The organism is Parafrankia sp. EUN1f (genome assembly GCF_000177675.1).
Classification (GTDB): domain Bacteria; phylum Actinomycetota; class Actinomycetes; order Frankiales; family Frankiaceae; genus Parafrankia.
On the sequence record NZ_ADGX01000028.1, the window covers coordinates 56,217 to 76,913 of the forward strand.

19 protein-coding genes, 1 pseudogene and 1 riboswitch are annotated in these 20,697 nt (G+C 73.1%); of the genes and pseudogenes, 19 read left to right on the forward strand and 1 reads right to left on the reverse strand.

Annotated elements, in window-relative coordinates; genetic code table 11:
- The first annotated feature begins 23 nt into the window (after window positions 1–23).
- From metK to ribH, 10 genes are all read left to right on the forward strand, one after another.
- Window positions 24–1,220, forward strand: coding sequence for a methionine adenosyltransferase (metK, locus tag FREUN1FDRAFT_RS11080; protein ID WP_006540120.1), 1,197 nt, complete (start codon window positions 24–26; stop codon window positions 1,218–1,220).
- A gap of 606 nt (window positions 1,221–1,826) precedes the next feature.
- Window positions 1,827–4,172 (forward strand): primosomal protein N', encoded by a 2,346-nt coding sequence (locus FREUN1FDRAFT_RS11085; protein ID WP_006540121.1) that lies wholly within the window; start codon window positions 1,827–1,829, stop codon window positions 4,170–4,172.
- Window positions 4,173–4,347: 175 nt separating this feature from the next.
- The gene (gene def, locus FREUN1FDRAFT_RS11090; RefSeq protein ID WP_006540122.1) at window positions 4,348–4,899 is read left to right on the forward strand and encodes a peptide deformylase; all 552 of its coding nucleotides are present in this window, start codon (window positions 4,348–4,350) and stop codon (window positions 4,897–4,899) included.
- A gap of 20 nt (window positions 4,900–4,919) precedes the next feature.
- Window positions 4,920–5,072 (forward strand): hypothetical protein, encoded by a 153-nt coding sequence (locus tag FREUN1FDRAFT_RS45070; RefSeq protein ID WP_006540123.1) that lies wholly within the window; start codon window positions 4,920–4,922, stop codon window positions 5,070–5,072.
- Between the two features lie 15 nt (window positions 5,073–5,087).
- Window positions 5,088–6,101 carry a methionyl-tRNA formyltransferase gene (fmt, locus tag FREUN1FDRAFT_RS11095; protein ID WP_006540124.1) on the forward strand — a complete coding sequence of 338 codons (1,014 nt, stop codon included), beginning with the start codon at window positions 5,088–5,090 and terminating at the stop codon, window positions 6,099–6,101.
- Window positions 6,098–7,603: an RsmB/NOP family class I SAM-dependent RNA methyltransferase gene (locus FREUN1FDRAFT_RS11100; protein WP_006540125.1), complete on the forward strand. Its 1,506-nt coding sequence runs from the start codon at window positions 6,098–6,100 to the stop codon at window positions 7,601–7,603. Before fmt ends, FREUN1FDRAFT_RS11100 begins: the two co-directional genes overlap by 4 nt.
- Before the next feature lie 145 nt (window positions 7,604–7,748).
- Entirely contained in the window at window positions 7,749–8,456 is a 708-nt protein-coding gene (rpe, locus tag FREUN1FDRAFT_RS11105) for a ribulose-phosphate 3-epimerase (protein WP_035951278.1), read from the forward strand.
- Between the two features lie 227 nt (window positions 8,457–8,683).
- A riboswitch (FMN riboswitch) is annotated at window positions 8,684–8,814 on the forward strand.
- A gap of 132 nt (window positions 8,815–8,946) precedes the next feature.
- Entirely contained in the window at window positions 8,947–9,618 is a 672-nt protein-coding gene (locus FREUN1FDRAFT_RS11110; RefSeq protein ID WP_006540127.1) for a riboflavin synthase, read from the forward strand.
- On the forward strand, window positions 9,618–11,147 hold the full coding sequence (locus FREUN1FDRAFT_RS11115) for a bifunctional 3,4-dihydroxy-2-butanone-4-phosphate synthase/GTP cyclohydrolase II (RefSeq protein WP_006540128.1): 1,530 nt from the start codon (window positions 9,618–9,620) through the stop codon (window positions 11,145–11,147). Before FREUN1FDRAFT_RS11110 ends, FREUN1FDRAFT_RS11115 begins: the two co-directional genes overlap by 1 nt.
- On the forward strand, window positions 11,144–11,626 hold the full coding sequence (gene ribH, locus FREUN1FDRAFT_RS11120) for a 6,7-dimethyl-8-ribityllumazine synthase (RefSeq protein ID WP_006540129.1): 483 nt from the start codon (window positions 11,144–11,146) through the stop codon (window positions 11,624–11,626). Before FREUN1FDRAFT_RS11115 ends, ribH begins: the two co-directional genes overlap by 4 nt.
- 718 nt (window positions 11,627–12,344) lie before the next feature.
- On the opposite strand, the gene FREUN1FDRAFT_RS46135 is transcribed toward ribH, so the two are convergent.
- The gene (locus tag FREUN1FDRAFT_RS46135; RefSeq protein ID WP_157474630.1) at window positions 12,345–12,887 is read right to left on the reverse strand and encodes a hypothetical protein; all 543 of its coding nucleotides are present in this window, start codon (window positions 12,885–12,887) and stop codon (window positions 12,345–12,347) included.
- A 44-nt stretch (window positions 12,888–12,931) separates the two neighbouring features.
- Between FREUN1FDRAFT_RS46135 and FREUN1FDRAFT_RS46140 the strand changes: the two genes are divergently transcribed.
- From FREUN1FDRAFT_RS46140 to FREUN1FDRAFT_RS11165, 9 genes and pseudogenes are all read left to right on the forward strand, one after another.
- Window positions 12,932–13,762: a cellulose synthase operon protein YhjQ/BcsQ gene (locus FREUN1FDRAFT_RS46140; RefSeq protein ID WP_006540130.1), complete on the forward strand. Its 831-nt coding sequence runs from the start codon at window positions 12,932–12,934 to the stop codon at window positions 13,760–13,762.
- Between the two features lie 46 nt (window positions 13,763–13,808).
- The gene (locus FREUN1FDRAFT_RS11130) at window positions 13,809–14,897 is read left to right on the forward strand and encodes an SseB family protein (RefSeq protein ID WP_006540131.1); all 1,089 of its coding nucleotides are present in this window, start codon (window positions 13,809–13,811) and stop codon (window positions 14,895–14,897) included.
- A 648-nt stretch (window positions 14,898–15,545) separates the two neighbouring features.
- Entirely contained in the window at window positions 15,546–16,046 is a 501-nt protein-coding gene (gene infC, locus FREUN1FDRAFT_RS11135; protein ID WP_006540132.1) for a translation initiation factor IF-3, read from the forward strand.
- A 112-nt stretch (window positions 16,047–16,158) separates the two neighbouring features.
- A complete protein-coding gene (rpmI, locus tag FREUN1FDRAFT_RS11140; RefSeq protein WP_006540133.1) occupies window positions 16,159–16,353 on the forward strand; it encodes a 50S ribosomal protein L35 in 195 nt (64 codons plus the stop codon).
- 84 nt (window positions 16,354–16,437) lie between these two features.
- Complete coding sequence (rplT, locus tag FREUN1FDRAFT_RS11145; RefSeq protein WP_006540134.1) at window positions 16,438–16,818, forward strand: 50S ribosomal protein L20; 381 nt, start codon at window positions 16,438–16,440, stop codon at window positions 16,816–16,818.
- Between the two features lie 23 nt (window positions 16,819–16,841).
- Entirely contained in the window at window positions 16,842–17,804 is a 963-nt protein-coding gene (locus tag FREUN1FDRAFT_RS11150) for an RNA methyltransferase (protein WP_006540135.1), read from the forward strand.
- Window positions 17,805–17,809: 5 nt separating this feature from the next.
- Entirely contained in the window at window positions 17,810–18,940 is a 1,131-nt protein-coding gene (locus FREUN1FDRAFT_RS11155) for a HAMP domain-containing sensor histidine kinase (RefSeq protein ID WP_232295147.1), read from the forward strand.
- Window positions 18,941–19,037: 97 nt separating this feature from the next.
- A complete protein-coding gene (gene pheS, locus FREUN1FDRAFT_RS11160; protein ID WP_006540137.1) occupies window positions 19,038–20,141 on the forward strand; it encodes a phenylalanine--tRNA ligase subunit alpha in 1,104 nt (367 codons plus the stop codon).
- Between the two features lie 4 nt (window positions 20,142–20,145).
- Window positions 20,146–20,697 (forward strand): annotated as a pseudogene (locus tag FREUN1FDRAFT_RS11165) (phenylalanine--tRNA ligase subunit beta); the annotation flags it as partial.

Sequence of the window (20,697 nt, forward strand, 5' to 3'; positions counted from 1 at the left end):
TGATCTCCCAGGGGGTAATTCCAGTGGCGACGCGCCTTTTCACGTCCGAGTCCGTCACGGAGGGGCACCCGGACAAGATCGCTGACCAGATCAGCGACTCGATTCTCGATGCCATGCTCAAGGACGACCCGAAGAGCCGGGTCGCCGTGGAGACCCTGATCACCACCGGCCAGGTGCATGTCGCCGGTGAGGTGACCACCAAGACCTACGTCGACATCGCCTCGGTGGTTCGTGAGCGGATCCTGGAGATCGGCTACGACTCCTCCAAGAAGGGCTTCGACGGCGCGTCCTGCGGCGTGAGCGTCTCCATCGGCGCCCAGTCGCCCGACATCGCCCAGGGCGTCGACACGGCGCACGAGGCGCGGGTCGGTGGCTCGACCGAGGACGACCTCGACCGCCAGGGTGCCGGCGACCAGGGCCTGATGTTCGGCTTCGCCTGCGACGAGACGCCCGAGCTGATGCCGCTGCCGATCGCGCTGGCGCACCGCCTGGCCCGTCGGCTGTCGGCGGTCCGCAAGGACGGTCAGGTCGGCTACCTGCGTCCGGACGGCAAGACCCAGGTGACCATCGAGTACGAGGACGGCAAGCCGGTCCGGCTCGACACGGTCGTCGTCTCCTCGCAGCACGCCGCGGACATCGACCTCGACACGCTGCTCGCGCCCGACGTCGCCGAGTACGTCGTCGAGCCCGAGCTGGCGCTGCTGGAGATCGCCACCGAGGGCCGCCGGCTGCTGGTGAACCCGACCGGGCGTTTCGAGATCGGTGGCCCGATGGGCGACGCCGGCCTCACCGGGCGCAAGATCATCGTCGACACGTATGGCGGCTACGCCCGCCACGGCGGCGGCGCGTTCTCCGGCAAGGACCCGTCCAAGGTCGACCGGTCGGCCGCCTACGCCATGCGCTGGGTCGCCAAGAACGTGGTGGCCGCGGGCCTCGCGAGCCGCTGCGAGGTACAGGTCGCCTACGCGATCGGAAAGGCCCACCCGGTCGGTCTGTTCGTGGAGACCTTCGGGACGGGCAAGGTGCCGGACGCCCAGATCCAGGACGCCGTCACCTCGGTCTTCGACCTCCGTCCGGCCGCCATCGTCCGTGACCTCGACCTGCTCCGCCCGATCTACGCGCAGACGGCGGCCTACGGCCACTTCGGTCGTCCCGAGCTCGACTTCACCTGGGAGTCGACCTCGCGTGCCGACTCCCTGGCCGCGGCCGTCAAGGGCTGACCGGCACGCCTTCGTAAGTCCCCGGGGCGGGGCCTGGGCCAGCCGGCCAGTCCCGCCCCGGGTGTACGTGACCTTTGGTCCGCGGCTACCGGGATGCGGACCGGCGCTCCGGCGTAGCACGGTGGCCTGGGCTGCCCACTGCTACCGCCGCTGCTGAGCAGGACTTGAGGAATTTGGCTGCGAGAACGACCAAATCCTCAGGTCTTGCGGATTATCAGGTGACTCTGTGCACCTTCTGGGTGGATTGCCGGCGTTGCGTGGTGGGCGATCCCGCGGCGTTCGGGTGCGCGTGGGTGGTGTTCGACGATGCGTGCGCCCGCTGCGCGATGATCCGTGGCCGTTCGGTGATCCGCCAACGAAGTGGCCCGGCCGCGCTCTGGTTCCGCGGGGCCCGGCTGGTACGAATGCGTGGTGGACGACGGGAGCGCGGTGATCCCGGGCCTCGAGGGCCCGAGCACTGGTGGCTCCACGGGCGCTCGTGGTTCCTCGAAGGGCACTGCCAGCTCCGCGGGCGCGGATCGTCCCACCAGGCCGACAGGCGCCGGGCGCGGAGCACAAGCGGGCACAGGCGGACGAGCGGCCAAAGGTAAGCCGGGCCCCGTCGAGGTGGCTGACGAGCTGCCGGTCGCCCGCATTGTGATCGACACCCCGCTGGTCCATCTCGACCGACCGTTCGACTACCTGGTCCCTGCTTCGCTGGCCGCCGCGGTGGTGGCAGGTTCCCGGGTCCGGGTCCGGTTCGGCGGGCGGCTGGTGGACGGCATCGTGCTGGAGCGGTGCGCGAGCTCCGACCATGAGGGGCGGCTGGCCCCGATCGCCCGATCGGTTTCCCCGGTGTCCGTGCTGTCGCCGCCGATCGCGAGGCTGGCTCGGTCCGTCGCCGACCGTTACGCGGGAACGATGGCCGATGTGCTGCGGCTCGCGGTCCCGCCGCGGCACGCCCGGGCCGAGGCGGCGTCGCCGCCGGGCGGCGGAGCCGTCGCGTCCCGCACCGGCGGTTCGTCCGGAGAAGGGCAACCACCGGCGGCGGCCGGCTCCGTTACCGCGCTCGGCTCCGTTGCCGCGGCCGGCTCTGGTACCGCGGCCGGCTCGGCTTCCGAGCCCGGCCGGGTGGACTGGTCGATCTGCCCGGACGGCCCCGCCTTCCTGCGCGCGCTCGCGAGCGGCGCCTCGCCGCGCGCCGTGTGGTGGGCGCCTCCCGGCCCGTCCTGGCCGGCGATGATCGCCTCGGCCGTCGCGGCGACCGCTGCGTCCGGCCGTGGCGCGCTCGTCGTCGTCCCGGACCATCGGGATGTCGACCGGGTCGCCGCGGCCCTGGCCAGCTCGCTGGCCTCCTCGTCGGTGGCCTCCTCGTCGCCGGCCTCCTCGTCGGTGGGCTCGGTGTCGGTGGGCTCGGTGTCGACGGGCGTTTCGGCCGTCGACCCGTCACCACCGCTGGTGCTGCGGGCCGACCTCGGTCCCGAGGAACGGTACCGGCGCTTCCTCGCCGTCCGCCGTGGCCAGGCGCGGGTGGTGGTGGGCACCCGGGCGGCGATCTTCGCGCCGGTGGTGGACCTCGGCCTGCTGGTGGTGTGGGACGACGGCGATGACCTGCACGCCGAGCCGCGTGCCCCCTACCCGCACACCCGGGACGTCGCGGTCCTGCGGGCCCGGGAGGAAGGCTGCGCGGTTCTCGTCGGCGGCTTCTCCCCGTCGGTGGAGGCCGAAGCACTGGTCCGGGTCGGCTGGGCGGGCCGGCTCGGACCCGGCCGAGACGCCCTGCGGCGGCTCGCTCCGCGCGTCGAGCCGGTCGGCTCCGACTTCGAGGCATCGATCGACCCGGCGGCCAGGGCCGCCCGGCTGCCGTCGCTCGCGGTCCGGGCGGTACGGGCAGCCCTCGTCGCGGGCGTGCCGGCGCTCGTCCAGGTGCCCCGGCGCGGCTACCAGCCGTCGATCGCCTGCGCGCGATGCCGTCGCCCAGCCCGCTGCCGAGCCTGCTCGGGGCCGCTCGGGCGTACCTCGTCCACGGCCGCGCTGGCGTGCCGCTGGTGCGGCCGGCCGGTTCCTCGGCCGGCCGATCCAACCCGGGCGGGGCGGGCGGGGCGGCCCACGGGCGGCTGGCGGTGCGGGAACTGCGGCGGCGACCAGCTGCGAGCCTCGGTCGTCGGTGATCGCCGCACGGCGGAGGAGCTGGGCCGGGCGTTTCCCGGAGTGCCGGTTCGCACCTCGGGGCGGGACACCGTGCTGGCCACAGTGCCGGGGGAGCCGATGCTGGTCATCGCGACGCCGGGCGCCGAGCCGGTCGCGGCCGGCGGCTACGGGGCCGTCCTCCTGCTGGACGGCTGGGCGTTGCTGGGCCGGCCCGATCTGCGCGCGGGGGAGGAGAGCCTGCGCAGATGGCTGGCGGCCGCCGCGCTGGCCCGGCCCGCCGAGGCCGGTGGTCTCGTGGTGGTCGCGGCCGATCTCGGCCTCGGCCCGGTCCAGGCGCTGGTGCGGTGGGATCCCGCTCAGTTCGTCGGGCGTGAGGCCGACGAACGTGCCGAGCTGGGTTTTCCGCCCGCCAGCCGGGTCGCGGCCGTCGAGGGCACCCCGGCCGCGCTTGGCGAGCTGCTCGCCGCGGCCAGGCTGCCGGACGGCGCGGACGTGCTCGGCCCGGTACCGGTACCGGGCCCGCGCCGGGTCTCCGGCGGCACCCGGCCTGCCCGCCCCACGCGTCCCGCGCGTCCCGGCCGCCGGACCGGACCGGATCAGGTGGAAGGCGATGGCGCGGTGGAGGGTGGTGGAGCCGAGGAACAGCACGGGGTCGCTGCGCACGATCTGGAACCGGGCGAGGAGGTCGAGCGCCTGATCATCCGGGTCCGGCGGCATCAGGGCGCTGAGCTGGCCCGGGCGTTGCGGGCGGCCCGCGGCACACTTGACGCCCGCCGCGCGGACCGGGTGCGGGTCCATCTCGATCCGCTGATGATCGGCTGATCCGCGGTCGATGGCCGACCCCGTAGCATGAGGCTGTCCGATCTCACTGATCCGGCGGCGATCGCTGGTCCGGTGTCATCCGGGTGAGCCCGGTTCGGGCGCCTGGCGGCGCCGGTGCCAGGGGCGGTGCCCAGCGAGTTGACGACATTCAGTTGACGACATTCAGGGAGTGGCCGTGTCCGTCCGTGACATCCGCCTGTTGGGGGATCCGGTGCTGCGCACGGTCGCCGACCCGGTGGCGACCTTCGACCGGGAGCTGCGCCGTCTGGTCGACGACCTGGCCGAGACCATGAACGAGGCCGGTGGCGTCGGGCTCGCCGCCCCACAGCTCGGGGTTTCCCTGCGTGTCTTCACCTATCTGGACGACTCCGACGAGGTGGGCCACCTGGTCAACCCGGTGCTGGGGCCGTTCAGCGAGGAAATGATGGACGGTGAGGAGGGATGTCTGTCCCTTCCCGGGCTGTCGTTCGATCTCCGTCGCCCGGAACGCGTCCTCGCGGTGGGGCAGAACGTTCACGGTGACCCGGTGACGATCGAGGGCAGTGGCATCCTGTCCCGGTGCCTGCAACACGAGACCGATCACCTCGACGGGATCCTCTTCATCGACCGCCTCGACAAGGAGACGAAGCGGGCGGCGATGAAGGCTATCCGCGAGGCGGAGTGGGCGAACGAGCCGAAGCCCACCGTGAAGGTCTCGCCGCACCCGCTGTTCGGCCGCGGGCGCTGAGCCTCCGTACGAAGATCATAATGGCCGCGCTGCTGGCGGCGACGGCGGGCGGTTCGGTGGTGGGCACGGTGATCGGTTCCACGATCGGGTCCACCGCGAGTTCGATGATCGTGATGATGGTGGGGACGATCGGATCGGCGGCTGCTGCGGATCCGCCCCGGGACCGGCGCTGAGGAGCTGCTGCGGTCATGCGTCTTGTCTTCGCCGGCACTCCTGATGTGGCGATCCCGAGCCTGCGCGCGCTGCTGGACAGCCCGCGCCACCAGGTCGTCGCCGTGGTGACGCGGCCGGACCGCCCGGCGGGCCGTGGCCGGCGTGTCCGGCCGTCGCCCGTGCACGAGCTTGCGGGCGAACGCGGGCTGGAGGTTCTCTCCCCGGCCCGGGCCGGGGATCCGGAGTTCCTCGGCCGGCTCGGCGAGATCGCCCCGGACTGCTGCCCGGTCGTCGCCTACGGAGCACTGCTGCCCGCCCCGGCACTGGAGATCCCCAAGCACGGCTGGGTGAACCTGCACTTCTCGCTGCTGCCCGCCTACCGGGGAGCGGCGCCGGTCCAGCGTTCCGTGCTCGCCGGCGACGACCTCACCGGTGCGAGCGTCTTCCAGATCGAGCCGGCCATGGACTCCGGCCCGGTCTACGGGGTGCTCACCGAGCGCATCCGTCCCAGCGACACCTCCGGTGACCTGCTGGAGCGGCTGGCGGTCGCCGGCGCCCGGCTGCTGGTGGCAGTGCTCGACGGAATCGAGGACGGTTCGGTCGAGGCACGTGCGCAGCCCGCCGACGGGGTCTCGCTGGCCCCGAAGCTCACGGTTGACGACGTCCGGGTCGACTGGTCCCAGCCCGCGGTGGCGATCGACCGGCTGGTGCGCGCGGCGACCCCGGCGCCGGGGGCCTGGACGACGCTGCGGGACCGGCGGGTGAAGCTCGGCCCGGTGCGACTCGGCAGCCCGAACACCGGCACCCCGAACACCGGCAGCCCGAACGGCGGCAGCCCGAACGGCGGCAGCCCGAACGGCGGCGCCGCGGGCGACGGCGGGTCGTTGCCGCCCGGCCGGATCGTGATGGCCGGAAACGGTGCAGTGCTCGTGGGCACGGGAACCGTACCGGTGGCTCTCGGCGAGGTCCGTCCCGAAGGGCGGGGCGCGATGCCCGCCGCGGACTGGATCCGCGGCCTGCGCCCCAGCTCGGAGGAGGCCTTCTCATGAACACGTCGGCGCCGCGGCGCGGCGGGGCGGCCGATCCGGCCCGCCTGCTCGCCTGGGAGGTGCTGCGCGCCGTCGACGAGCGTGGCGCCTACGCGAACCTCATGCTGCCCGCGCTGCTGAACCGGCGCCGGCTCTCCCCGCGTGACCGCGGGTTCGCGACCGAGCTGACCTACGGCTCGCTGCGCGCGCAGGGCACGCTCGACGGCGTGCTCGGCACGGTGACAAGCCGCCCGGTGGACACCGTGGACCCACCGGTGCGGGACGCGCTGCGGCTGGGCACCTATCAGCTGCTCTCGACACGGGTGCCGGCCCGGGCGGCTGTCGCGTCGACGGTCGAGCTGGTCCGCGCCACCTGCGGGGAGCGCCCGGTGCGGTTCGCGAACGCGGTGCTGCGCCGCGTCGCGGCCCGGGTCGAGGAGACCGCGGGCGACGTGGCGGTACTGCTGTCCGCACCGGACGTCTCCGTGGACCCGGTCGGTCATCTCTCGGTGGTCTCGGCACATCCGCGGTGGATCGTCGAGGTTGTGCTGGAGGCGCTGGACGGCGACGTGGCCGGCGCCCAGGCGGCGCTGGCGGCCAACGACGAGCGGCCAGGGGTCCATCTCGTCGCCCGGCCCGGCCGGATCGGAGCCGACGAGCTGGTGGCACAGGCCGCGGCGGCGGGTCTGCAGGCCCACCGCGGGGCCTGTTCGCCGTACGCCGTCCACCTCGACGGCGGCGATCCTGGGGCGCTCACCGCTGTCGTGGCGGGCGATGCCGCGGTGCAGGACGAGGGCAGCCAGCTCATGGCCCTCGCTCTTGCCGCGGTGCCGATGGTAGGCCGGAGCAGCGGGCTGACCGTGGACCTGTGCGCCGGCCCGGGCGGCAAGGCCGCCCTGCTCGCGGCCGTTCTCGCCACCGAGCAGTCGCCAGGGGCAGGGCTGCTGCCGGGCGGCGGGCCGCCGGCCGGGGCTGCCGAGTCGCTGCCGGGAGGCGGTGCGGCTGCCGGGGCGCGGCTGCTCGCGCTCGAACCCCGTGCCGCCCGCGCCGGGCTGGTGGCGGCCTCCCTCGCCGGTTTCCCGGCCGCCCACGTCGTGCGTGCGGACGGCCGGGTGCCACCGGTGCGCCCGGGTACCGCCGATCGGGTGCTGGTGGACGTCCCCTGCTCCGGCCTGGGTGCGTTGCGGCGCCGGCCCGAGGCCCGGTGGCGGCGCACCCCCGCGGACATCGCGGTGCTGGCGCCGCTGCAACGACAGCTTCTCGTCAGCGCGCTGGATCTCGTGCGCCCCGGTGGGGTCGTCGCCTACGTGACCTGCTCACCGCACCGGGAGGAGACGTCCGAGGTGGTCAGCGCCGTCGTCGGGCAGCGGGCGGACGTCGTCACGCTCGACGCGCGTCGCTCGCCGATCTTCGCCGACCTGCCGGCGGACAGCCTCGGCTCGGGCCCGTTCGTCCAGCTCTGGCCGCATCTGCACGGGACCGACGCGATGTTCCTGGCACTGCTGCGCCGCCGGAGCGACTGAGCCTCTTCCCACGTCGATTCCGACTCGCGGCATCCGGCGACCATGGCGCGCGATGGCAAATGCTCACTGATCCGGCACGAGGAGGAATCAGGTCCTCCTCACAGCGCTGGTTCAGTGGTGGACCGCAGTGGATACGCTCGCTCGCGTGGCAACCGCGCAGATCTATCCCAGCATGCTCGCCGCCGACTTCGGGCGAATCGCCGACGCGGCGCGCGCCGTGGCCGGGCACGCGGACTGGCTGCACGTCGACGTCATGGACTACCACTTCGTGCCCAACCTGGCGTTCTCGCCCGACACCGTCGACGCGCTGCGCCGGGTGACCGACACTCCGCTCGACTGCCATCTGATGATCGACGATCCGGACCGCTGGGCGCCGGGCTTCGCGGAGCGCGGCGCGGCGAACGTGACGATCCACGCCGAGGCCGTCGACGACATCGCCCGCACCACCGACGCGATCCGCGCCGCCGGGGCCCGTACGGGGCTCGCGGTGAAGCCGGCGACCCCGGTCGAGCACTACCTCGACGACCTGCACCGGTTCGACCTGCTGCTGTTGATGACGATCGAGCCGGGTTTCGGCGGTCAGAAGTTCATGGACGAGGTCCTGCCGAAGATCGCCGCGGCTCGCCGGCTGATCGACGACCGGGGGCTGGATCTGTGGCTTCAGATCGACGGTGGTGTCAACCGGGAGACCATCGAACGGTCCGCCGAGGCGGGTGTCGACGTGTTCGTGGCCGGTACGGCGGTGTTCGGCCTCGAGGATCCCGCCGCGGCCGTGGAGTCGCTGCGAGCGCTCGCGCTCGCCGCCGCCCCGCGCCTCACCGCCCCTGCTCCGGCAACCGTGACCGGAAGCTGATCGGAATCGACCTGGTCACTCGTGGCGATGTCCGTCGCGAGCAACTGATCGATTTTCACGGTGGGCATCCGTATCGTCGCGCCGCGACGTTGGCGGTCGCGCGCAGGCTACCCGTTGGTGCCGCTCCGTACCGATTGTGGGCCCTCGGAGAATGACGTGAATTACGCTCGTGGGCCCGAGCGTCCGAGGCCGTCGTATGTCAGACTTGACCGCGTACTGACAACAGCACGCGCGCTCCGGGGTCGGTGAAATTCCGAGCCGGCGGTGATAGTCCGCGACCCGTCCACCCGTGTGGTGGCCGGTGGACCTGGTGGAATTCCGGGACCGACGGTGAAAGTCCGGATGGGAGGACGCGCGCGGGGCACCGCCGTGCCGACCATGCGTGTGGTCGTCGCGGCGTTGGGTCGGCGCTGCCGCGTCGGCTTTGACCCGCGTGATCTTTCTGTGTTCTCGGGACGTGGTGCCGGGACCGGGAAGGCGCGGGGATCGGATGTTCACCGGCATCGTCGAGGAACTCGGCGTGGTTACCGCGATCGAGCCGCGGCAGGACGCCGCGTCCTTGACCATCGAGTGTCGAAACGTCCTGAGCGATGTGGCGCATGGTGCCTCGGTGGCGGTCAACGGCGTGTGTCTCACCGTGACCTCCTATGCCCATCCTCCGGATGCGGATGGTGCCGGCACGGCCGAGCCCGCCGCGGACCCGGCCGGTGTGTTCACCGCCGACGTGATGCTGGAGACGCTGCGCAGGTCCTCACTCGGCGCGCTGTCCGTCGGTGACCGGGTGAACCTGGAACGCCCGGTACGGCTGTCCGACCGCCTCGGTGGGCATCTCGTGCAGGGCCATGTCGACGGGGTCGGCGTCGTCCTGGAGCGGGCGCCCGCCGAGCACTGGGACGTCGTCCGGATCGCCCTGCCGCCGCGGCTGGACCGCTACCTGGTGGAGAAGGGCTCGGTCACCGTCGACGGTGTCAGCCTGACCGTGGTCGACGTGCGTCCGGCGGCGGGTGACGAGCCCGCGAGCTTCACCGTCAGCCTCATCCCGACCACTCTCGCCGACACCACGCTGGGTGTCCGCGCGGTCGGCGAGAAGGTCAACATAGAGGTCGACGTCCTGGCCAAATACGTCGAAAAGCTGCATGCGGATCTGAACGGATCACACTGATGACCACATACCTGGCCGGCGACTCCGCGGCCCCCTTCCAGCCGACCGGCACTCACCCGTCGGGCACGGGAACGCCCGACGCGGCGGCGCCCGTGGCCCGCCGGCCCGTCGGTGAAGCCGCGCAGGCAGCCACGCAGGCAACTCCGGCGGCGGCCGGCGAGCACGCCCGCCCCGCCAGTGAGACCGTTCGGCCCGCGGACGACGCGGGGTCGCCGTTCGCGACGATCGAGACGGCGATCGCCGAGATCGCGGCCGGCCGCCCCGTGGTCGTCGTCGATGACGAGGACCGTGAGAACGAGGGCGACCTGATCTTCGCGGCCGAGGCCGCCACGCCCGAGCTGCTCGCGTTCATGATCCGCCACACCGCCGGCGTGGTCTGCGTCCCGCTCGACCCGGCCGAGGTCGACCGGCTGGAGCTCGACCAGATGGTCCCGCAGAACACCGACCGGATGCGCACGGCGTTCACGGTCACGGTGGACGCGCGCACCGGCGTCACGACCGGCATCTCCGCCGCGGACCGCGCCCGCACCATCCGCCTGCTGGCCGACCCGACCACCGAGCCCGGCGACCTCACCCGGCCCGGGCACATCTTCCCGCTGCGTGCCCGCGAAGGCGGCGTGCTGCGCCGGCCCGGGCACACCGAGGCCGCGGTCGACCTCGCGCGGCTGGCCGGCCTACGCCCGGCCGGGGCGATCTGCGAGATCGTCAACGACGACGGCACCATGGCCCGGCTGCCCGAGCTGACGGTGTTCGCCCGCGAGCACAATCTGGCCCTGATCTCGATCGAGGCGCTCATCGACTACCGCCGCCGCACGGAGAAGCAGGTCGAGCGGTTGGCCCAGGCCCAGATCCCGACCCGCTACGGCCCGTTCCAGGCCGTGGGCTTCCGGGACACCCGTGACGGCATCGAGCACATCGCGCTGGTCCGCGGTGAGCTCGGGGCGGGGGAGAACGTCCTGGTCAGAGTGCACAGCGAATGCCTGACGGGGGACGTCTTCGGGTCGCGGCGCTGCGACTGCGGCAACCAGCTGGACGCGTCGCTGCGCGCGGTCGCGACCGAGGGCCGCGGGGTCGTGCTGTACGTGCGGGGGCACGAAGGGCGTGGCATCGGCCTGCTCGACAAGCTGCGGGCCTACCAGCTGCAGGACGTCGGCCATGACACCGTCGACGCGAACCTCGCGCTCGGTCTGCCCGCCGACGCGCGGGAGTACGGCACCGGTGCCCAGATGCTGCTCGACCTGGGCGTCCGCAGTCTGCGGCTGTTGTCCAACAACCCGACGAAGCGGGTGGGGCTGGAGCGGCACGGCCTGCGGGTCGTGGAGCAGATCGGGCTGCCGGTGGCGCACACCCCGGAGAACCTGCGCTATCTGACGACGAAGCGGGACCGGATGGGCCATGAGCTGCCGGGCCTGCCGCTGGCTGTCGGCGCGGACGAGGCCGTGGCCTCCGCTCACGAGACGAACCACTGGTCGAAGACGGGGCCGACCGGCGTTGACTGGTCGGGCCGAGCGTGTGAGGAGGCACGATGAGCGGCGCAGGTGCACCTGCTGAGGAACTGCCCGACGCCGGCGACGTCAGGCTGGCGATCGTCGCGACCCGCTGGCACACGGAGATCACCGACTCCCTGCTCGGCGGCGCGCTGCGGGCCGCCAAGGACGCGGGAGTGACGGTCAGTCCGACCGTGGTCAGGGTGTCCGGCGCGGTGGAGCTGCCGGTGGTGGCCGCCGCGCTGGCATCCCGTCACGACGCGGTGGTGGCGCTGGGCGCGGTGATTCGTGGTGGTACGCCGCACTTCGACTATGTCTGCCGGTTCGTCACCGACGGCCTGGCCCGGGTCACCCTCGATTCCGGGGTACCGGTCGGCTTCGGCCTGCTGACCTGCGACACCGTGGAGCAGGCGCGCGACCGGGCCGGGCTGCCCGGGTCGGTGGAGGACAAGGGGCGTGAGGCCACGCTGGCCGCGCTGGACACGGCTGTCGTCCTGCGCGGGATCGCGGCGCTCGCGTAGCACCTCCCGCTCGTCCGACTCCATGTCTCTGTGGGATGTCGGTGGCCTGTCATCGGGTGTGGACGGTCCGTCACGATGGCGTCGGCCCGTCACACTTGTGGGGACGCATCTTCCGCGAGAGTGTGTTTTCGAACCGTATCGGTGACCTCGCGTGATGCGGGGTCCACGCAGGCACGCGGCGGCCGGGGGCGTACCGTGGCCGCACGGTGGTCGCGGTGGCGGGTTCGAGGGGGGCCTGCCGCGTACGCGTCGCCTCATGCGGGGTTCCGGTACGACAGGCCGGTTCGGTGGTGGGCGGGGGGCCCGCCACCGGCGCCGGCCTTTCGGACGGTCGACACACATGGGGTGGGGCAGATGCACGAGACGGGCCGCGGATCCGAACGTGACGGGGGCGGCGAGACGTTCCCACCACGATCCGACTCCGAGGGGTCCGAACCCGGCGGAGCAGGTCGGGAGCGGTACGGCGCCGGCGCCTCCGGCACGGATCCGGGAGCCGGTCCGGCCGGTACGGACCCAGGAGACACTGGCGACGACGCCGAGGGTGATGCTCGCCCGGTGTCCCTGCTGGGCATGCGGATGACGCAGGACTCCCAGCCCGGTCTGGCCACCGTCGGCCGCCGCGGGGGCCGGGGTCGTCCGCGGGCGCCTCGACCCGAGCCGGAGCGCGGTGCCACGGCGACCAATCCGGCGCCGGCGCCGCCCGCGACCCCACCGCCGGTCACCGCGTATGCGGGTCCGCCGGTGGCGCCCGGTCCGGCTTCTCCCACGAACCCCGACCAGGTGCGACCTGACCACGGGTCACCTGGCCATGGGCCACCTGACCATGGTCCGGCGGGTCCGGCGGGTCCGGCGGGTCCGGCGGGTCCGGCGGGTCCGGCGGGTCCGGCGGGTCCGGCGAGTGCCCACGAGCCCGCCGCGGGGGGTGGCTGGGTGCCGCAGGTCGTAGCCCCGAACGCCGCGGCCGGGGGGCCACCGGCACTCGCTCCCGGTTTCGGTCAGCGTGCGCCGTTGCCGCCGCTCCCACCGGTACCGAGGCCGCATCCGACGGCGCAGCCGCAGCCGCAGCCGCAGCCGCGACCACAACCGGTGCCGCCGCCACCACCGCCACGGCCGGCACCGCCGCCGCCGCCGGCACCGCCACCGCCGGCACCACCGCCACCGTCGGCGCCGCCGGCACGGTCGGCACGGTCGGCACGGTCGGCACGGTCGGCACCGGCACCGGCATCACCGCCACCGTCCCCGCAGCTGGGAACGCGACCATCCGCGGTGTCGTTGCCGCGACCGTCGGCGTCCCCGATCGGGACCGTGCCCGCGCGCGCGGCTCTGCCCGCGGCGCCGGCGCGTACCGGGGCAGAGATCGTTCCCGCACCCTTCCGCGGCGCCGCGGTCCGAACCCGCTGTGTCCTGGTCGGGGGATTCGGCGGGGGCGGCGGTCGAACGACGGTCGCCGCCGGGCTCGGCCTGGCGCTCGCGGCCCGCGGCGGTGCGCGCGTCGTCGCCGTGGACGCCTGCCCTGACCAGTACGGGATGCTGACGCACCGGGTTGGCCTGGGCTCCGGGACAAGCGGGGTGCGGGAGCTGGTCACCGCCCAGCCCCCGGTCGAGTCGCTCACGGAGCTGCGGCTGTACCTGAGGGCGGACGGCCCCGGTGGTCTCGAGGTGCTTCCCGGGGTGCACGACCTCACTGCGCCCGGGCTGACCGCGCAGGAGCTGGCCGGTGCGCTGGATCTGCTCGGCCGCTGGTTCCAGGTGGTGATCGCGGATGGCCCGTCGGGCTGGAACCAGCCGGTGTCCGCAACGCTGCTCGCCCGCGGCGACCAGGTCGTCCTCTCGTGCCGCGCGGGTGAGGCGGAGCTGGCCGCGGCGGATCATGCCCTGACCGCGCTGGCCGCCGCCGGGCGGGCGGATCTGCAGGCCTCGGTGCTGGTCGCGGTCGTGGAGACCTACCCGACCCGGCTCACCCGCGTGGCACGTCAACGTCTGGGCGATCTCGAGGCTCGGGCTCGCCGGTTGGTCACCGTCCCCTTCGACCCGGGGCTGACGGACTGCCGGCCCGTCGACTGGTACCGGCTGCGCCGGCGGACCCGGGCGGCCTTCGAGGAGCTGGCCGCGGCGGCCGACCCCGCCGATCAGTGACAGCCGCCGTGCCGGACGGACCGATCGAGGCACTACAGTCGGTCTGGTGCCTCCCGACCTGCTGACGCCACCCGGGCAGGGTGACGACGGGCTTGCCGACTCCGCGCTGCTGGCGGCGTTGCGCTCTGGCGACCGGGCCGCGCTGACGGCGGCGCTGCCGGGGGCCCGGGTGTTCGTCGGGGTGGAGGCGAGGGCGCTCGCGACCGATGCCGTGACCGGTGCGGACAAGAAGAGCGACATGGTTCTGGTGACCCTGCGCACGCCGTCCGGTTCTGGTGCGCTGCCGGTCTTCAGTTCGGTCGACGTCATGGCCGCCTGGCGTCCGTCCGTGCGTCCGGTGCCGGTGACGCTGCCGGATGCCTGCGCCGAGGCCGTCCGCATGGGTCTGGCCGCGGTGGTGATCGATCTCGGTGGGCCGGCGCCGGTCACCCTGGACGTGCGCCCGTCCACCGAGGACGGTGCCCGGGGTGCCGCCTGGCGTGGTCCGCGGCCGTTCGGGGCCGGCGAGGGCATGTGGATCTCCTCCGGGGCGGCGAGCGCCGGCGGTGGTGCGGCGAACGGGGCCGCGCAGGCCGCCGGCGGGGCTGCTTCCGACCGGCGCGACGAGGTGATCGTGGCTGACGACGGCGGCGGCGGGCTGCTGCGCCCGCGCCCGGTGCCGCTGGGCGCGCGGGGTCGGCGGCGGATTCGCGCGGCGCTGGCCGGTCTGCCCGCCGGTACCGAGGTGTGGCCGGCGGAGCTCGCGCAGTCGGTCGGGCCGGATCACCGGGCACGTCCGGTGCTCGCCGTGGCGGTGCACGGTCTGGCCCGTGCCGGCGCGGCCACGGGCGCCCGTGCGCGGGCCGGTGGCGCGCAGGCCGGGGGAGCCGGCGGTGAGGCCGGTGGCAGTGGCACGGAGGCCGAGTTCGACGCGATGGTCACCGAGGTCGTGCGCCGGCTGCGGGAGGCCATGGAGGACCCGTCCGCACCTACGATCGTCGGCACCGGTGGCGGCCAGGGCACGGACGAGATGGCGGCGGCGGTGCTCGTGGTCGACCCCACCGAGGTGCCGGCGGTGCGGGCGCACCTCGGGCGTGGGGTTCGTCCACCGGGGCGCCGGGGCTTCCGGCTGCTGGGTGCACGGTCCCGGTCGTGACCGGGATGCCGGCGGCGCCACCAGCAGGAGTGAGCCTTTTTCGTCGTCGGCTCTGACCTGCCGAGGTCGTCGGTTCTGACCTGCCGAGACAGTGTCCGACGGATGTGAGATGGAAAAGGCCCGGCGTTGATCGTGGCGGTACGCCGGTCGGTGATCGACCGGGATCCGGAGCGGGGCTGTCGCGCCTGACCTGGCCTGGCCTGGCCGGGCGCGTGGGACGGATCGGGACGGATGCCCTTGTTGATCGTCCCTCGCCGCGGGCTCTGCTACGCTGGGCTGCAGACCACCTGGTGGCAGGTATTGACGCCATGCTTCGGTCGCGGTGTCCGGCAGTCGCACCCAGACTGTCCCACTTCGGCGCAGTCGCATACGTCGTGCTCGCGCAACCAGGTCAAAGCGGGGGTTCGCCCTCCACCCGTCGCCGCCGTCGGAGATGATCCGGCCGGTCGCCAGCCCGCCGGCTGGCGCGGTGGCCGGGTCGCCGGTCGGCCGAGCCGTTGCCACGGCATGTCGGCCGGGAGCCTGGGTTGCCCCGGGCTTGGTGCTCCGCTGCGGTGAGGTCGTGCCCGCGCGTCGAGCCACGGAGGAACGCACATCAGCACAGAGTCACGCATCAACGACCGAATCCGCGTCCCGGAGGTTCGCCTCGTGGGAGCGGAGGGCGAGCAGATCGGCATTGTCTCCATCGGGGAGGCCATGCGCCTCGCGCAGGAGGCGGATCTCGACCTCGTCGAGGTGGCGCCGACCGCCCGTCCGCCGGTCTGCAAGCTGATGGACTATGGCAAGTTCAAGTACGAGTCCGACCAGAAGCGTCGTGAGGCTCGTAAGAACCAGGTCCAGACGGTCATCAAGGAGATGAAGCTCCGACCGAAGATCGATCCGCACGACTACGAGACCAAGAAGGGTCACGTCGTGCGCTTCCTCAAGGCCGGCGACAAGGTAAAGATCACCATCATGTTCCGTGGGCGTGAGCAGTCACGGCCCGAGCTCGGCATCCGCCTGCTGCAGCGGCTGTCCACCGACGTCGCCGATCTCGGCTACGTCGAGGCCCAGCCCAAGCAGGACGGGCGGAACATGACGATGGTCATGGCCCCGCACAAGGGCCCCGCCAAGCCCCAGCGAGTCCCGGAGTCCGCGACCCAGGGGTGAGCTACCACCGGTCGGCGTCGCCAGACGTCCCACCGGCCCAGGCGCGCATGAACACGGGCACCAGACGGGCGCGCCCAGACGAGCATCCGAAATCCACCACAGGGACGCGATCATGCCCAAGATGAAGACCCACACCGGTGCCGGCAAGCGGTTCCGTGTCACCGGTACCGGCAAGGTGATGCGCCGGCGCGCCAACCGCTCCCACCTCTTCGAGCACAAGTCGAGCCGCCGCACCCGCCGGCTCTACGACGAGGTCGTGCTGAGCGCCGCGGACGACCGCCGCATCAAGCGTCTGCTGGGCCGCTGACATTTCCGGCTTGGTGGCCGCGCAGGGCGGCCGACCGGACCGGACGCGAACGAACGTGAACGAACGAAGGAGACAGGTGCCCTCATGGCACGCGTGAAGCGGGCGGTCAACGCCCAGAAGAAGCGCCGCGAGGTCCTCGAGGCCGCCAGCGGATACCGGGGCCAGCGTTCGCGGCTCTACCGCAAGGCCAAGGAGCAGATGCTCCACTCGATGACCTACTCCTACCGGGACCGTCGCGCGCGCAAGGGCGACTTCCGGCAGCTGTGGATCACTCGCATCAACGCCGCCGCCCGGGCGAACGGTCTCACCTACAACCGCTTCGTGCAGGGCCTGCGCCTGGCCGGTGTCGAGGTCGACCGCAAGATCCTGGCCGATCTCGCGGTCAACGACGCCGCCGCGTTCGCGGCTCTCGTCGAGGTCGCCCGCGCCGCGCTGCCCGTGGCCGCCGAGGCCTCGGCCGCCTGAGAGCCCGCCGCCGTCCTCCGCCGGTGTCGCCTCGCCGCCCGCAGCGCCCCTCCGCGGGCCGGTCGACGTCGTCCACGGAGTCGTCCACGGGGCTGTCGGAAGGTTCGTCCACCGGCCCGTCCACGGGTGGGGGCGTTCTGAACGCCGGCCCGTCGCCCGACCGGTTCGACGGGCTTCGCTCCGCCCACGTCGCCGCCGCCCGGCGGCTGCGGCGTGCGGCGGCGCGCCGTGAGGAGGGCCTGTTCCTCGTCGAGGGGGCCCAGGCCGTCACCGCGGCGCTGCACGCCGACGCGCTGGTCGAGCTGTTCATCGGTGAGTCGGCCCTGGCGCGGCACGCCCAGCTGACGGCCGGAACCGGCGTGCCGGTCCGGTTCGTGACCGATGCCGCCGCGGCGGCCCTCTCGGAGACGGTGACGCCGCAGGGGCTCGTCGGCGTCTCCGAGCTGCCCGGGCACCGGCTGGCGGATCTGGGGCGGCCGCGCCTGGTCGCGGTCTGCGAGGGCGCGAACGATCCGGGTAACGCCGGCACGGTGATCCGCTCGGCGGACGCGGCCGGCGCCGATGCGGTCGTGTTCGTCGGTGACAGCGTCGACCCGTTCGGCGGCAAGTGCGTGCGCTCGTCCGCGGGCAGCCTGTTCCACCTGCCGGTGATCGTGGCCGCCGACGCGCTCGCGGTCGTGCGGGAGCTGCGTGAGCTCGGCTGCCAGGTCCTGGCGACGTCCGGTCACGCGGACCGCGATCTCGACGATCTCGCCGCCGCGGGAGTGCTTGCCGGCCCCACCGCGTGGGTCTTCGGCAACGAGGCGAGAGGCCTCACGGCCGCGACGGCGGCCTCCGCGGACACGGCGGTGAGGGTGCCGGTGTACGGTCAGGCCGAGTCACTGAATCTTGCGGTTGCGTCGGCGCTGTGTATGTATGCGTCGGCGCGGGCGCAGAGAGCGGTGCGGTCAGCTACGTCCGGTGCCAGTGGAGGTGGGGCGCGTTGACACGCATCGTCGCTTCCGCTCCCGGGCCGGACTTCTCCGGGAACGAGGTTCCTGGTCCCGGTCCCGATACCGCGGAGGAGTCGGTGGACCTGCATACTCCGGCGACCCTCGACCTGCTGCCCGATCCGGTGGTCGTCACCGATGCGTCGGGTGTCGTGGAGATGTTCAACAGTGCCGCCTCGAAGGTGACCGGCCTGCCGCAGGGCAAGGCGGTGGGGCGTCACCTCACCGAGGTCCTTCCGCTGCTCGACGAACGGGGCAACGACTGGTGGGAGTGCTCGCAGCCGAGCCGTGACCTGCCCCGGGTCACCGGGCAGCCGGAGCGCCGCCTGACCTACGCCGGCCCGGACTCCGACCACGACTTCAACGTGACCGCCCGCTTCACCCGGGTCGACGGGGTGCTGGTGCGGGTGGCGGTCTGCCTGCGGGACACGGTCAGCAGGGAGCGGATCGAACGCAACCGCGCGGACCTCATCGCCACCGTCGCCCATGAGCTGCGCTCACCGCTGACCAGCGTGAAGGGCTTCACCGCCACGCTTCTCGCCCGTTGGGACAGGTTCACCGACGAGCAGAAGAAACTGATGCTCAACACGGTCAACACCGACGCCGACCGCGTCACCCGGCTGCTGACCGAGCTGTTGGACGTCTCCCGCATCGACGCCGGCCGGGTCCAGATCCGCAAGCAGATCGTCGACATGCGTGCGGCCGTCCGGCGTGTCGTCGAAGGCAAGATCGCGGCCGGTTCCGCCCCGGCGGAACGGTTCGACGTCCGGTTCGTCGGTGAGCTGCCCGAGATGTGGGTCGACCCGGACAAGATCGACCAGGTCCTCCACAACCTCATCGACAACGCGCTGCGCCACGGCGCGGGTACTGTGACCGTCGTGCTCAGCGGAACATCTACAGGAGCCGAGGTGACCGTCGCGGACGAGGGCGAGGGTGTGCCGGAAGCCAACGCCAGCCGGGTGTTCGCCAAGTTCTGGCGCGGTGCGAGCCGTGGCAACGGCACGGGTCTCGGGCTGTACATCGCCAAGGCGCTGATCGAGGCGCACGGCGGGACGATCTCGGTCGGCAAGGCGCCGGGCGGCGGGGCGGAGTTCCGATTTTCCGTGCCCGCTGGTGGGCCCGTGTTCGGCTGAGGCCGCACGACGCACCACCGGCGGGCGCCCCGGGAGAACCGACCCATTCGTTCGGCGGGCCGCGCAGGCCCGCCACCCACCGATGAGGATGATCATCGTGCCCGCCCCCAACGAGACCGCTGATCCTGTGGATCTCGGTGCCCTGGACCAGAACAGGCTGGACGGCGACGTGGCCGCCGCGCTCGCGGCCATCGCCGCGGCCGACGGCCTGGACGCGCTGTCCGCCGTGCGTTCCGCGCACGTCGACGGCCAGTCCGCGCCGCTCGCGCTGGCCCGGCGCCAGCTCGGCGCGCTGCCGCGCGAGCAGCGCGCGCAGGCCGGCCGGGCGCACAACGCCGCCACCGCCGCCGTCCGCACCGCCTACGAGTCCCGGCTGACCGAGCTCACGGCGCGCCGCGACGCCGAGATCCTGATCGCCGAGCGCGTCGACGTGACCCTCCCCGTCGACCGCCGGCGCCACGGCGCACGCCACCCGTTGAGCCTGCTCTCCGACCGGCTCACCGATGTCTTCGTGGCCATGGGCTATGAGGTCGCGGAGGGGCCCGAGGTCGAGCACGACTGGTTCAACTTCGAGGCGCTCAACATGGCGCCCGACCACCCGGCACGCAGCGAGCACGACACCCTCTACGTCGAGCCCGCCGCGTCGGGGCGGCTGCTGCGCACGCACACCTCGCCGGTGCAGATCCGCTCGCTGCTGTCCCGTCCGCTGCCGGTGTACGTGGTCTGCCCGGGGCGTACCTACCGCAACGACACGATCGACGCGACGCACTCGCCGGTCTTCGGCCAGCTGGAGTGCCTCGCCGTCGACGAGGGCATCACGATGGCCGACCTGCGGGGCACCCTGGAGGTGTTCGCCCAGGCCCTGTTCGGTTCGGGCCTGTCCACCCGGCTGCGGCCGTCGTTCTTCCCGTTCACCGAGCCCTCCGCCGAGCTGGATGTGCAGTGCTTCGCCTGCCGCGGCGACGCGGGCCGCCAGCCGTGCCGGGTCTGTTCGGACGAGGGCTGGATCGAGGCCGGCGGCTGCGGCATGGTCGACCCGAACGTGCTGCGCGCCTGCGGCGTCGACCCCACCCGCTACAGCGGCTTCGCGTTCGGGATGGGCTTGGAGCGCGCGGCGATGACCAGGCATGACGTCCGTGAGATCCGGGACTTCGTCGACGGCGACGTCCGCTTCGGCCTGCCGTTCGGAATCGAGGGCTGATCCGGTGAGAATCGTGATGTCCTGGCTGCGTGAGGTGGTCGGCGCCCCGCTGCCGCCGGCGAAGGCGGTCGCGGAGGCACTGATCCGCGCCGGGTTCGAGGTCGAGGGGCTGGAGACCGTCGGCTCGGACCTGGCCGGGGTTGTGGTCGGCGAGGTGGTCTCCATCGAGGTCGTGCCGACGAAGAAGAAGGACGTCCGCTGGTGCCAGGTCCGCGTCGCGGAGCTGGGCGCGGCGGACGCGTCCGGTGCGCCGGACGCGTCTGGTGCGGCGGGTGCCGAGGTCTCCGAGCCGGGCGTGCGCGGCGTCATCTGCGGCGCGTTCAACTTCGAGGTCGGTGACCGGGTTCCGGTGGCACTGCCCGGGTCCGTCCTGCCCGGCGGCTTCGAGATCAGCTCGCGCAAGACGTACGGGCATGTCAGCGACGGCATGATCTGCTCCGCTCGTGAGCTCGGGCTGGGCGATGACCACAGCGGGATCCGTGGTGCGTGCCGCCGGACACGCCGATCGGCGCGCATGTCGCCGAGCTGCTCGCCGTCAGCGACGAGGTGCTCGACA

Bases quoted from the DNA above. Each gene is read 5' to 3' on its own strand.
- FREUN1FDRAFT_RS45070 (WP_006540123.1), top strand. From the start codon at position 4,920: ATGGCCGCGCTGCTGGCGGCGACGGCGGGCGGTTCGGTGGTGGGCACG.
- fmt (WP_006540124.1), top strand. From the start codon at position 5,088: ATGCGTCTTGTCTTCGCCGGCACTCCTGATGTGGCGATCCCGAGCCTG.
- FREUN1FDRAFT_RS11100 (WP_006540125.1), top strand. From the start codon at position 6,098: ATGAACACGTCGGCGCCGCGGCGCGGCGGGGCGGCCGATCCGGCCCGC.
- FREUN1FDRAFT_RS11110 (WP_006540127.1), top strand. From the start codon at position 8,947: ATGTTCACCGGCATCGTCGAGGAACTCGGCGTGGTTACCGCGATCGAG.
- FREUN1FDRAFT_RS11115 (WP_006540128.1), top strand. From the start codon at position 9,618: ATGACCACATACCTGGCCGGCGACTCCGCGGCCCCCTTCCAGCCGACC.
- ribH (WP_006540129.1), top strand. From the start codon at position 11,144: ATGAGCGGCGCAGGTGCACCTGCTGAGGAACTGCCCGACGCCGGCGAC.
- FREUN1FDRAFT_RS46135 (WP_157474630.1), bottom strand. From the start codon at position 12,887: ATGGTCGCGTTCCCAGCTGCGGGGACGGTGGCGGTGATGCCGGTGCCG.
- rpmI (WP_006540133.1), top strand. From the start codon at position 16,159: ATGCCCAAGATGAAGACCCACACCGGTGCCGGCAAGCGGTTCCGTGTC.
- rplT (WP_006540134.1), top strand. From the start codon at position 16,438: ATGGCACGCGTGAAGCGGGCGGTCAACGCCCAGAAGAAGCGCCGCGAG.